The organism is Bradyrhizobium sp. HKCCYLRH3097 (assembly GCF_051167875.1).
In the GTDB taxonomy this organism is placed as follows: Bacteria; Pseudomonadota; Alphaproteobacteria; order Rhizobiales; family Xanthobacteraceae; genus Bradyrhizobium.
Window position 1 is genome coordinate 1,143,721 of the sequence record NZ_JBNPTX010000001.1, and the last position, 12,498, is coordinate 1,156,218.

General features: G+C 65.7%; 12 protein-coding genes and 1 other RNA gene. 8 read left to right on the forward strand and 5 right to left on the reverse strand.

What is annotated here, in order from left to right:
- Positions 1-193: 193 nt before the first annotated feature.
- Complete coding sequence (gene tkt / locus ACQR0U_RS05160; protein WP_316201445.1) at positions 194-2,179, reverse strand: transketolase; 1,986 nt, start codon at positions 2,177-2,179, stop codon at positions 194-196.
- A gap of 268 nt (positions 2,180-2,447) precedes the next feature.
- On the opposite strand from tkt, the gene ACQR0U_RS05165 reads away from it, so the two are divergent.
- Entirely contained in the window at positions 2,448-2,798 is a 351-nt protein-coding gene (locus tag ACQR0U_RS05165) for a DUF4164 domain-containing protein (protein WP_315713913.1), read from the forward strand.
- Positions 2,795-3,178, forward strand: a complete 384-nt coding sequence (locus tag ACQR0U_RS05170) for a cell division protein ZapA (RefSeq protein WP_284423241.1) — start codon at positions 2,795-2,797, stop codon at positions 3,176-3,178. The genes ACQR0U_RS05165 and ACQR0U_RS05170 overlap by 4 nt, the downstream gene beginning before the upstream one ends.
- Positions 3,179-3,316: 138 nt before the next feature.
- On the opposite strand, the gene ACQR0U_RS05175 is transcribed toward ACQR0U_RS05170, so the two are convergent.
- Together ACQR0U_RS05175 and ACQR0U_RS05180 are read right to left on the reverse strand one after the other, a co-directional pair.
- Positions 3,317-3,703, reverse strand: a complete 387-nt coding sequence (locus tag ACQR0U_RS05175) for an ester cyclase (protein WP_315713914.1) — start codon at positions 3,701-3,703, stop codon at positions 3,317-3,319.
- A 161-nt stretch (positions 3,704-3,864) separates the two neighbouring features.
- A complete protein-coding gene (locus tag ACQR0U_RS05180) occupies positions 3,865-4,068 on the reverse strand; it encodes a hypothetical protein (RefSeq protein WP_315713915.1) in 204 nt (67 codons plus the stop codon).
- Between the two features lie 210 nt (positions 4,069-4,278).
- Here ACQR0U_RS05180 and ACQR0U_RS05185 point away from each other — a divergent pair, with 210 nt between their 5' ends.
- Both ACQR0U_RS05185 and ACQR0U_RS05190 read left to right on the forward strand, forming a co-directional pair.
- Positions 4,279-5,547 (forward strand): serine hydrolase domain-containing protein, encoded by a 1,269-nt coding sequence (locus tag ACQR0U_RS05185; protein ID WP_434842676.1) that lies wholly within the window; start codon positions 4,279-4,281, stop codon positions 5,545-5,547.
- A 3-nt stretch (positions 5,548-5,550) separates the two neighbouring features.
- Positions 5,551-6,192 (forward strand): glutathione S-transferase family protein, encoded by a 642-nt coding sequence (locus ACQR0U_RS05190; protein WP_316169466.1) that lies wholly within the window; start codon positions 5,551-5,553, stop codon positions 6,190-6,192.
- 318 nt (positions 6,193-6,510) lie between these two features.
- On the opposite strand, the gene ACQR0U_RS05195 is transcribed toward ACQR0U_RS05190, so the two are convergent.
- Entirely contained in the window at positions 6,511-7,758 is a 1,248-nt protein-coding gene (locus tag ACQR0U_RS05195; protein WP_315713918.1) for a TAXI family TRAP transporter solute-binding subunit, read from the reverse strand.
- Positions 7,759-7,874: 116 nt separating this feature from the next.
- Positions 7,875-8,330, reverse strand: coding sequence for a DsrE family protein (locus ACQR0U_RS05200; protein WP_315713919.1), 456 nt, complete (start codon positions 8,328-8,330; stop codon positions 7,875-7,877).
- A 709-nt stretch (positions 8,331-9,039) separates the two neighbouring features.
- On the opposite strand from ACQR0U_RS05200, the gene ACQR0U_RS05205 reads away from it, so the two are divergent.
- The 4 genes from ACQR0U_RS05205 (at position 9,040) to ACQR0U_RS05220 (ending at position 12,498) form a co-directional block, all read left to right on the forward strand.
- Positions 9,040-10,416 (forward strand): IS30 family transposase, encoded by a 1,377-nt coding sequence (locus tag ACQR0U_RS05205; protein ID WP_315715219.1) that lies wholly within the window; start codon positions 9,040-9,042, stop codon positions 10,414-10,416.
- A 403-nt stretch (positions 10,417-10,819) separates the two neighbouring features.
- Positions 10,820-10,981: non-coding RNA, 6S RNA (gene ssrS / locus ACQR0U_RS05210), on the forward strand.
- A gap of 109 nt (positions 10,982-11,090) precedes the next feature.
- Entirely contained in the window at positions 11,091-11,672 is a 582-nt protein-coding gene (locus tag ACQR0U_RS05215; RefSeq protein ID WP_315714372.1) for a 5-formyltetrahydrofolate cyclo-ligase, read from the forward strand.
- A gap of 1 nt (position 11,673) precedes the next feature.
- Positions 11,674-12,498, forward strand: a complete 825-nt coding sequence (locus ACQR0U_RS05220) for a TIGR00282 family metallophosphoesterase (protein ID WP_315713920.1) — start codon at positions 11,674-11,676, stop codon at positions 12,496-12,498.

Genomic DNA, 12,498 nt, shown 5'->3' on the forward strand with positions numbered 1-12,498 from the left:
TTTCTCGTCCCTCGCAGCCGGCCCCTGGCAAGGGCTCTACGAGGGTTTGGACCTGTTGACGCCCGGTTCTGCCGGGCGCGAGCGGACGATATGGCCCTTTCGTAGTCCTTTTTTTGCGCTCGCTCAACCGTCGCGAATCATGTTCGCGCGGCGCTCCTGATTTGGTGAACCGCCGCGCAGGATCGAGTGGGCTTTACGCCAGCCGCTGTACGGCCGCCGCGACAGCCGCCTCGGCGGTGATGCCGAAATGCTTGTAGAGCTCCTTGGCCGGGCCGCTCTCGCCGAACGAATGCATGCCGATGAAGATGCCGTCCTGGCCGATCACCGCATCCCAGCCCCAGCGCACCGCGGCCTCGATGGCGATCTTGACCGGAGCGTTGCCGATGATCTTGGCCCTGGCCTCGGCCGGCTGCTCGAGCAGCAGCTCCAGCGACGGCACCGAGACGACGCGGGCTGGGATGCCACGCTCGGCGAGCTGCTTCTGCGCGGCCACGGCGATCTCGACCTCGGAGCCGGTCGCGAACAGCGACACCTTGGCCTCGCCTTGCGCGGCGACGAGCTCGTAGCCGCCGCGGCTGCACGGATTGTCCGTCGGCGCATTGGTGCGCAGCTGCGGCAGGTTCTGCCGCGTCAGCGCAAGCACGGTCGGGCCGTTGGTGCGGTTCAGCGCCAGCTCCCAGCATTCGGCGGTCTCGACCGCGTCGCACGGCCGGAACACGCGCATGTTCGGGATCGCGCGCAGCGCCGCCAGATGCTCGACCGGCTGGTGCGTCGGGCCGTCCTCGCCGAGGCCGATCGAATCATGCGTCAGCACATAGACGACGCCCGCGCCCATCAGCGCCGACAGCCTGATAGCACCGCGCGCGTAGTCCGAGAACACTAGGAAGGTGGCGCCGTTCGGCGCGAAGCCGCCATGCAGGAAGATGCCGTTCATGCAGGCGGCCATGCCGTGCTCACGGATGCCGTAGTGGATGAAGCGGCCCTTCGGCGTCTTGGCCGAGAACGAGACGGCCGACTTCGCCTTGTTGTTGTTGGAGCCGGTGAGGTCGGCGGAGCCGGCCACGAACTCGAACGGCATGGCGGCTGCGATCACCTCGATCGCGGCCTCCGACGATTTGCGGGTGGCGACGTTGAGCGGGGTCTCCAGCAGCGCCTTCTTGTGGTCCTTCAGCGCCTTCGCCAGCGCGGCGGGCCGCTCGTGGCGCAGCCGCCGTTCGAACTCGGCGCGCTTGCGCGGGCCCATCTCGCCGAGCCGGGTCTCCCACTCCGCCCGTGCGGTTGCGCCGCGGCGGCCGGCCTCGCGCCAGGCGGCGAGCACGTCGTCGGGCACGGAGAACGGCTCCTGCGAAATGCCGAGCTTCTCCTTGGCGCCCTTCAATTCCTCCGCGCCGAGCGCCTCGCCATGCACCTTGGAGGTGCCGGCCTTGGTCGGCGCGCCGTAGCCGATGGTGGTCTTGCAGGCGATCAGCGACGGCTTCGACGACTTCTGCGCCCGCGCGATCGCGGCCGCAATCGCCTCGGGATCATGGCCGTCGATCAGCTCGGCGGCCCAGCCGCACGCCTTGAAGCGCTTCACCTGGTCGACCGAGTCGGCGATCGACAGCGGGCCGTCGATCGAGATCCCGTTGTCGTCCCACAGCACGATCAGCTTGTTGAGCTTCCAGTGCCCGGCCATCGCGATCGCTTCCTGGGAGATGCCCTCCATCAGGTCGCCGTCCGAGGCCAGCACATAGGTGTGGTGGTCGACGATCTTCTTGCCGTATTCCGCCTGCAGCATCTTCTCGGCCAGCGCCATGCCGACCGCGGTGGAGATGCCCTGGCCGAGCGGGCCGGTGGTGGTCTCGATGCCCTTGGTGCGGAAATTCTCCGGATGGCCGGGGGTGAGCGAACCGACCTGGCGGAAGCGCTTGATCTGGTCGAGCGTCATCTCCTCGTTGCCGGTCAGATACAGCAGCGCATAGAGCAGCATCGAGCCGTGGCCGGCCGACAGCACGAAGCGGTCGCGGTCCGGCCAGGCGGGCGCTGCGGCATCGTATTTCAGCACGCGGGTGAACAGCACTGTGGCGACGTCCGCCGCGCCCATCGGCAGGCCGGGATGGCCCGATTTGGCCTTCTCGACGGCGTCCATTGCGAGCCCGCGGATGGCGTTGGCCATGCGGGAGTGATCGACCTGCGTCATGCTGGAATCCGTCCAAACGTGAAATGCTGATGACAGGAGCGCCGCCGGTATTGCTGGCGGGCCGGGATTTTGCGGGCTGATTAGCACCTCGGTTCCGGGAATCAAAGGTTCTGCAACGCCGGGAACCTCCCAAAAGTTGCTTAGTAGTGCATAGTTTCGGCCGAGCGTTGCGCTTGGCTCGCCCACCACGTAAGATTTTGCCCGTAACCGCTTGCCGGACAGCGCTTTTGTCGCATCCCGCTTGCTCCGAGGGCCTCGCATCCGTGCCATGAACGATCACCCTGCCAATCTTACCGGCCAGGTGGAACCCGGCGCCGCCGATCTCGAGGCGGCGACGCGGCGACTGATGACGGCCCTCGACGCGCTGGAGAGCGCGGTCGAGCGGCGGCGCGAGGCGGATCGTGACGAGGACGAGCTGGCGACGCGCATCCAGGCGCTCGGCGCCGACCGCTCGCGTCTCGCCGACGAGCTCGACGGCTCCCTGATGAAGACGCGCCGGCTCGAGCGCACCAACCGCGAGATCGCCGAACGCCTGGACACCGCGATCGGCACCATCCGCGCGGTGCTCGCTGGCGGCGACGGGCAGGACGCCGCGCATGATGATGAGGACGAGGAATGAGCCACATCAACGTCACCATCAACGGCCGTCAATATCGCATGGCCTGCGAGGAGGGCCAGGAGCTGCGGCTGCTGAAGCTCGCGGAGAGTCTCGAGACGCGCATCACCAATCTGCGCGGCAAGTTCGGCGAGATCGGCGACGCCCGACTCACCGTGATGGCGGCGCTCACCGTGTGCGATGAGCTGATCGATGCCAATCAGCGCGTCCAGGTGCTGGAGCAGGAGCTCGAAGGCCTGCGCAACGTCCGCAACCAGGCCAGCGACCGCGCCCGTGCCACGCAGGTCGCGGTGGCGAAGGCGCTGAACGCCGCCGCCGAGCGCATCGAGCGCACCACACAGGTGCTGAACCGCACCATCGGCGGTGGTGTGGCGATCGGGTGAGACGATTCAAGCCCTCGCGACAACGTATCATCGTGTTGTGGGTCTCTCCATCAGCGATTGTCTGACCTGCCGCCTCATCCAAGGTGTCGTCCCGGCCTTGAGCCCATTGGGGCGGCTGGTGCCGCCACGCGTTCGCATTCACAGCTGCGCCTCGATTGCGGCCTTGTCGATGACCGACCACACCTCCACGATCTTGCGCTCGCGGAATTCGTAGAACACGTTCTCGGTGAAGGCGACGCGCTGGCCGTCGATGGCGAGCCCGAGAAATTCGCCGGATGGCGTGCAGTCGAAGTACAGCCGGCTCGCGACGCGGGGCGGGTCTGATAGCAGCAGGCCGATGTTGAAACGGAGATCGGGAATGTCGGCGAAGTTTCCGATCAGCATGTCGCGATAGCCGGAGAGTCCGAGCTGCCGGCCGTTGTGAACGACGTGCTCGTGCACGAAATCGCCGAGCTGCGGCCAAGCCTGCGCATTCAGGCACACGATATAGCCGCGATAGTGATTGGCGAGCTCGGGTCCGGTCATGGCGCGGCTGTTTGGACGAACGCGTTGCATCGAACAACACGGGGCCGGCATGGCGGTTCCCAGCCCGTAGCCTCAATGAAGGTCAGCGATATCCGAGACCATCTCGGTGCCCGCGCTTTCCCGGGCGTCGCTTCGCTCATGCGGGCTACATGGCCCTCGCGTCAAAGACCCTCCAACAGCGTCGCGATCGTCTCCAGCGGGTAGGCCGCCGCCAGGCTACCGACGCCCAGGCCGATGACGCCGAGGACAATGGCGCCGATCCAGCCATGATAGTGAAAGCCGACGGCTGCGCCGACGAAGGCTCCGGTCGCAAGCGTACAAATGGCCCAGAGCGTGTGAAGGATGAGTCCGATTGTCCTCAGCATGCGTGATCTCGCGTGTCAGCGGTCTCACCCGTCCCCTCCGATTGGTCGCGCGGATACGCCGTTGTGCGGCAGCGAAGCCGATCACGTCATCGCGATGCGATCGTGTTGCGACCGCTTGTCGTTCCTCCCTGTGTCCTCTACTCATTGTCCAGGCGGAGCCATTGAATCCCGTGGCGACAAACGGGATCGCCCGCGCATCAGGGAGTGCCCATGAAGACGCTGCTCAAGGCGGCCGTAGCCACAGCCTTCACCATGATCATCACGCAGCTCGCGGCCGCGCCGCTGCCGGAAGCCAAGCCCGACGAGGTCGGCTTCTCGCCGGCGGGTCTCGCACGCATGGATGATTTCTTCGCTCGCGAGATCGCCGCCAAGCGCGTGCCCGGCGCCGTCGTGGCGATCGCGCGTGACGGCAAGCTCGTGCATTACAAGGCCTACGGCCAGCTCGATCCGGTCAAGGGCACGCCGATGCCGCTCGACGCGATCTTCGCCCTGGCCTCGATGACCAAGCCGATGACTGCGGTCGGCGGGCTGATGCTGATGGAGCAGGGGCGGCTGCCGCTGCAGGCCAGGCTCGCCGACTACTATCCGGCATTCGCCGACATGAAGGTCGGCGTCACCCAGGAGAACGGAGCGCTGCTGCTGGTGCCGCAGGCCCGCCCCATCCTGATCCATGATCTCTACCGCCACACCTCGGGCCTGATGTATGGCGGCCGGCCGGACAGCTCGAGCGCGGTGGCGCGGCTCTATCCCGACGGCACCGCGCCTGCGATCGAAGGCGACACCCAGGCGTTCATCGAGCGCATCACCAAGCTGCCGCTGGCGCATCAGCCCGGCACGCAGTTCGAATACGGCTTCTCCATCGACGTGCTCGGCGCCGTGATCGAGAAGGTCAGCGAGCAGCGGCTCGGGGAATATCTGTCGGCCAATCTCTGGAAGCCGCTCGGCATGGCCGATGCGACGTTCGCGCCGACCGACGCACAGCGCCCGCGGCTGGCGCATCCGTTTCCGAACAATCCGCTGACCGGCAAGCCGCAGGCGATCAAGCTGCTGGACACGCCGACCAAGTCGGACTGCGGCGGCGTCTGCTCGTTCGCCACCATCGGCGACTACGTCCGCTTCGGCCAGATGCTGCTCAATGGCGGCGAGCTCGACGGCGCGCGCATCCTGAGTCCGAAGACGGTGCACCACATGACCTCCAACCATCTCGGGCCCGAGATCAAGAACACCGTCGCCAATGTGGAGCCGCATCGCGCCGGCTTCAGCTTCGGGCTCGGCGTCGCCGTGCGCGTCAGCGAGGGCCTGTCGGCGGTGCCCGGCAATCCCGGTGAGTTCAGCTGGAACGGCGCCTATGGCACGCAGTTCTTCTGCGATCCCAGGGAGCGTCTCGTCGTCGTGGTCAGCACGGCGGCGCCCGGGGACTTGCGCAAATATTATCGCGAGCAGGTGCAGGACATCGTCTATGGCGCGATGGTGAAATAGCGCATGCTCACGGTTCATCACCTCGGCAAGTCGCAGTCCGAACGTATCGTCTGGCTCTGCGAGGAGCTGGAAATTCCGTACGAACTGAAATGCTACACGCGCGACGCCCGGACGATGCTGGCGCCGCCCGAGTACAAGGCGCTGCATCCGATCGGCGCGGCGCCCGTGATCACCGATGGCGATCTCGTGCTCGCCGAATCCGGCGCGATCGTCGACTACGTCACCGCGACCTACGGCCAAGACCGCTTGCGGCCTGGGCCTGATGATCCCAGCTTCGCGCCGTTCCTCTACTGGCTTCATTTCGCCAACGGTACGTTGCAGGCGGCGATGGGCCGACTGATGATCCTCAACCGGCTGCATCTGCCCGACGACAATCCGGTTCTCGGCGCCATCAGGGCGAGGCTCGACCGTGCCTTCGCGCTGGTCGAGGCGCGTTGCGGCGAGGCGGATTATCTCGCGGGAAACGCGCTCACCACCGCCGACATCATGACGGTGTTCTCGCTCACCACGATGCGCTACTTCCTGCCCTACGATCTCGGACCCTTCCCCAACATCCGCGCCTATCTCGCCCGCATCGCCGCGCGCCCGGCCTATCAGCGCGCGATGGCCAAGGGCGATCCCGGCATGGTGTTGTTGTTGAGCTGATCGTCGCGGGTCGGAAGATCGCTTTGGCGGCTTGCTCGGTGTACCTCGCCCCGCTTGCGGGGAGAGCTCGGATTGCATCGTGAGATGCAATCCGGGTGAGGGGGGACAGGTCTCACCACGTGCACTCCCCGTGCGTCGGCCCCTCACCCCAACCCTCTCCCCGTGAGAACGGGGAGAGGGAGCAGATTGTCCGAGCCGCCATGTCTCGTCCCACTATTTTTCAGCGTCTCGCAATACGCCAGCGTTAGGGCGAGAATGCAAATGAACTTATGGTCGACAGCCCACCACCTCGCCCGCTGTCATCAGCCCATCGCCTGCTCACTTCTGCCGTTTGCGGCTCCAGTCCAGGAAGGAGCGATACAGCTCCTCCTTCTCCGCCTTCGAGGTCGGCGCCTTGGCCTGCGATTCGAGAAAGGCATCGAAGCGCTCCTGCTGCGAGAGACTGCCGGCCGCGGCGGGCGGCAGGCCGACATTGGCCTCCTTCTTCATCCGCTCCAGCACGGCGTCGACATACGGATAGCGCTGCCAGCCCGGCACCTGGGCCTCGAGATTGAGATCCTTCCAGCCCGGATGGAACGGCGGCTGCTGCAGCCGCGCGAGGTTGGTGAACAGCGTGTCGACGAAGCGGTTGACGCGGTCGGCGCGGTCGCTGCCCGGCTTCCAGTTGTAGACGGCCAGCACCGACGGCACGGCGATGGTTTCCACGGCGGTGTCGGGTGCGACCAGCCCCGGATAGGTGTCGGCCTTGATGCTGGTCGGATAGTAGAAGTCCGAGAATTGCTGCGTGTACGGCACCGGCACGAAGTGGAATCCAGGATCCGCCTTCTTGCCGCTGAACAGTTCGCCGGGCTTGGAGGCGACATACACCATCGCGGCGATCTCGCCCTTGTGCAGCTTCTCCAGTGCGACGGGGCCACCGACCGCGACCGGCTCGATGTCGATGCCGAGGCGCCGGAAGATCAGTGGGCCGGTGTGGGCGGCGGCCACGCCCGCCGTGCCCACCGCGACCTTCTGGCCCTTCAGGTCCTGCAGCGACTTGAACTCCTCGCGAGCATAGATGTGCACGTCGGAGATGAAGAAGCGCAGCACGTAGCGGATGCGGTCGTTGATATTGGAAAGGCCGGCCTGCCTGGCATAGAAGTCGAATGCATCGGCATAGGTGATCGCGACGTCGACACCGCGCAGATAGAGCAGGTCGGCGATGTTCGAGGTGGTGCCGCGCGTCACCATCGGGATCAGGCGCATGTTGTCGCCGTCGTCCATGGTCCGCGCCATCTCGCTGGCGAAGCGCACGAAGCCGCCGTCGGGCAGGCCCGCGGCCAGGCCGACGGTCCATTGGTTCATGCGCGTCTTGATGGCGGCTTCGTCCGAGGCGCTCCGTGGCTCGGGGGCGCGGGTCTCGGAGACCCGAGGCTCGACGGCCCGCCGTTCCGACGCGCGCGCAGGCTTGATCGAGAGCGGAGCGGCGGACTGCCCTTGCGCAAGCACCGCGCCGACGGGGGTGAGCAAGGCAGCCGAAAGCGTTGCCAGCGCCAGCAGCGCCGGCCGGGCGAGTACTCTGTGCATGTGACTAGTCCCCGATCGCGTCTGCTCGCCATCCCCCGAGCAGACTGATGACACAGCTCAATCCAAGGTCGTATCTCAATGAGCCCTAAAGCTGGCAGTTTTGGGGCAGAAACTACCTAAGGTTTCAGATAGCTCCAGCCGCTCTCCTGCAGTTCCATCAGCCTCACCGCGCCCGATGGCACCAGGCTCGCTTCGGCAACGATCGCAATCGGATGTCCTTCGCGTTTCTCCATGCCGCGCTTGGTGATGTTGCAGGCGGAGAACTTGATCTTGGCGGGAAAGCTGAGCTCGGCGATCTGCTTGAGCCGGTCCTTCACCGGCGAGGTATCCTCGCGCAGCATGTTCAGCCCAGGTCCATAGGTGACGAGTTCGATCTCGACCTCCTCGCCCTTCTCCTTGAACGTCTCCATGATGTTGGTGGCGTTGTTCAGCGCCAGATTCATGATTGCCGGATCGTTCTGATCGACCTGGATCGAGACGCGATGAATCTTGACGTCGGCGGCGAGGCTCGCAGCAGCCGACGCGATCAGCAGCGCGCAGGCGGCCGTGACGGTTTTGAGATCGAAGCGCATGCCAGGACTCCAATGTACGATACAGGGCATTGGGATGTAGGCATGATCTGCCACAACCTCAGCTCCAAGTCGATGAGCCTGAATCGTGGCAAGACTATGCGCTGCCGACGCGGCGCTGCCGCGGGAGCGCCGTCATCACCACGGCGTCATTGCGAGCGCAGTGGCGAGGCGAAGCAATCCAGGCTGCATCTGCGGAGAGATCCTGAATTGCCTCGGCGCAAGGGCGCGCGAGGCCGGGACGACGGCGGAATGTTGAGCTGGCGGCACGGGAGCAGATGCACGTCGTAAACTGCACGACGGGCAAACCGCGCATGTCGATCATGCGTAAACTGCCCGTCGCGTTACGATGTCGCAGGCCGCATGGCTTGCCGTGTCGGGCAAATCAGGCGGATGCTTCCGCTCGTCCTGCTGCCGCATGAGGGGCGTGTCGCGACCGTCACGAGGCGTTGGCAGTGGGATGCGATGGGCGTGGATTGCCGCAGCGTGAGTTGATCGCGCGGACGAACGGCGATGCACGTACGGTCAAGTCGCGTGGTCCTGACACCCCGATGCTGGTGTCCCGCGCAACGCGCGCAAGCGCGTTGTCGCGCATGGTGGCCAACAAGCCCGGCGCACCAGGGAGATCGCGAAGCAGCCGTTCAAACCGTCGCGCAGGGAAGGCCGGGGGTGGATTCAATTGGTCGTCGCAACACTCGATGAGGAGGTTGCGATGGGCATTCGAAAGAAACGGTCAACGCGGGGCAAGCTGGGATCATTGGGGCGCCCACCAGTTGCGGGGCGTGCGGAACAGCAGAAATTTTGGCGTGGGATTGCCGCTGGGTTGAACAGCGAGAATGCTGCGCTGGCTGCTGGATTATCGGATGCTGTCGGCCCCCGATTATTTCGAAAAGCGGGCGGCGTGGCACCGGCAATGTTCCGACCTTCAGCGAAGCCGCTCTCCGGACGGCACCTCTCTTTTTCTGAGCGCGAAGAGATTGCGCTGCTGAATGCGCAGCGCCATTCTGTACGAGAGATAGCGCGGCGTCTCAATCGATCTCCCTCGACCATCTCCCGTGAACTCGATCGCAATGCGGCCACGCACGGCGGCAAGATGGCCTATCGGGCGACGGCCGCCCAGTGGCATGCAGATCGATCGGCCCGGCGTCCTAAGCCGAGCAAGCTTGCAAGCAACGCCGCCTTGCGCGCTTATGTTGAAGAGCGGCTTGCAGGGTTTGTCGCACCTCCAGGCGGCGTTCGGCGGAAGGCCGGTCGTGCGGGCTCTAGCCAGGATCAGGGGTGGACGAAAGCGTGGAGTCCCGAGCAGATTGCCCGGCGCTTACCGATCGACTTCCCGGATGACGAGGCGATGCGCATCAGCCACGAAGCCATTTACCAGGCGCTTTTTGTTCAGGGCCGAGGAGCGCTGAAACGCGAGTTGTCGTCCTGTTTGCGAACGGGACGTGCGCTGCGCGTGCCCCGAGCGCGTACGCGGAAGCGCAGCAAAGGCTTCATATCGCCAGAGATCATGATCAGTGAGCGTCCGGCCGAAGTCGCGGATCGAGCTGTGCCGGGACATTGGGAAGGAGATCTGATCGTCGGCTCCGCCAGCTCGGCAATCGGCACGCTGGTCGAACGCAGCACGCGGTTTACAATGCTCCTGCACCTTCCACGGCTGCCGGGGTTTGACGATGGCCCACGTACGAAGGATGGGCCTGCGCTCTCCGGACACGGAGCTGAAGCGGTACGCGATGCGATCACGCGCACCATCGTCACCTTGCCCAAAGAACTCCGCCGCTCGCTAACCTGGGATCAGGGGACCGAAATGGCTCAACACAGTGACCTCAAGATCGATACAGACCTTCAGATCTACTTCTGCGATCCAAGAAGCCCCTGGCAACGTGGCACGAACGAGAACACGAATGGCCTGCTGCGGCAGTACTTCCCGAAAGGTACCGATCTGAGCGTCTACGATGCTGACGAGATCGCCGCCGTGGCCGCAGCGCTCAATTCCCGACCGAGAAAGACGCTAGGATGGAAAACTCCAGCAGAAGCGCTTGACGAGCTGCTGTCACGAATGAAAACACTTGGTGTTGCGACCACCGCTTGAGCCCGCCGGGTGTTTCCGGCTGCACCTGTGGTACCTGCCGCCTGCATTTTTTACGCAGGCGGGCCACGGGCGTCAGCCGACGCCCGGCCTTCCCTGTGCCCTCTGTGTCGAGAGGGCGAGCCAAATGAACAACTCGGACGCCGAGCGCCACGAGGACGCGATGCCATGCCTATTCTGATCTGCTCTGCCGTGTTCGGCCCGGCTCCTACCACCCGACAACTGTCATCGCCCGCGAAAAGCGGGCGATCCGGTACGCCGCGGCCTGTCGGCTCAACCACTGCTGCCTCGGCGTACGGGGGCGCCCGGTCAAGCCGGGCGACGACGCCGAGGTTGGACAACGGCAGCGCGCGTCAATCCGCTTCCACCGCTGGCAAAATCACCCCGCCATGGTTACATTGCGTCAGCGAGGCTGCGACGCGCGTCCGGAACCAACATATCCCCGGGGCCTTATCGATCCTTTAGGGAACTGTCCCTGGCCAGGTCCGTGGACCTGGACATATGGTGCCCACCTACTTTCGTAGGGAACTCCGGGATCGAGCGTTTCAACGGCGATTGCGGCTTCGCGCTTGTCTCTCTCCTCTGGTCTGTCCCCTTGATTGCCGACCTGCTGCGTTTCTGAGAACGTTGGAGTGCCCGCGTCCGCGAGCTCTTGACGGAGATCCCGCCGCATGCCGATGAAGGCCGTCCAGCACACCAAGCAGCAGCTGCGAGCTGCGGCCCTCGCCGCGCGCGACGCGCTGAGCGACGAGGCGCGCAGCGCCGCCGCGCAGGCCATCGCGGCGCGCGGGCTCCCCTTCGCGCTGGAGCCGGGCCAGGTGGTCTCGGGCTATGCGCCGATTCGCAACGAGCTCGATCCGGTGCCGCTGATGCGCGTGCTGGCGGCGAAGGGTGCGCGGCTGGCACTGCCGGTCATCCTGGCGCGCGGCCATTCGCTCTCCTTCCGGGCGTGGTCGCCGGGTGATCGGCTGACATTGGGCTCGCTCGGTATCCCCGAGCCGTCGCCCGTTGCGGCCGAACTGGTGCCGGACGTGATGCTGGTCCCGCTCGCCGCCTTCGACCGTACCGGCCATCGCATCGGTTACGGCGGCGGCTACTACGACTACACCTTCTCGCACTTGCGTAAATCGCATCACCTCATCGGCGTCGGCCTCGGCTTTGCCGTGCAGGAAACCGAGGCGATCCCGGCCTTGGCCCACGACGCGGCGCTGGATTATGTGCTAACCGAGCGCGAGACCTTGGATTTCCGGAGCAATTGAGTTGCGAATTCTCTTCGTCGGCGACGTCGTCGGCCGGGCCGGCCGCAGCGCCGTCTCGGACCACCTGCCAGGCCTGATCCGCGATTGGGCGCTCGATCTCGTCATCGTCAATGGCGAGAACGCGGCCGGCGGGTTCGGCATCACCGAGGCGATCTATCAGGAGCTGGTCGATGCCGGCGCCGACGCGGTCACGCTCGGCAACCACTCCTGGGACCAGCGCGAGGCGCTGGTGTTCATCGAGCGCGCACCGCGCCTGGTGCGCCCTGCGAATTATCCGGCGGGCACGCCCGGCCGTGGCGCGGCGCTGGTCGACGCCAAGAACGGCGCCCGCGCGCTGGTGGTCAACGTGCTCGGGCGCGTGTTCATGACGCCGTTCGACGACCCGTTCGCGGCTGTCGGCCGCGAGCTCGGCGCCTGCCCGCTGCGCGAGGCGGCGGATGCGATCGTGGTCGACGTGCATTGCGAGGCCTCCAGCGAGAAGCAGGGCCTGGGCTATTTCTGCGACGGCCGCGCCAGCCTCGTCGTCGGCACCCATACGCATGTGCCAACGGCCGATCACCAGATCCTGCCCGGCGGCACCGCCTACATGACCGATGCCGGCATGACCGGCGATTACGACTCCATCATCGGCATGCAGAAGGACGAGCCGCTGCGCCGCTTCCAGTCTGGCATCCCGTCGGCGCGCTTCGAGCCGGCCTCCGGCGAGGCGACGTTGAGCGGCGTGGCGGTCGAGACCGACAACGGCACCGGGCTTGCGATCAAGATCGCGCCGGTGCGCATCGGCGGCCGACTGTCGCCGGCGAAGCCTTCGTTCTGGGGAGGATGA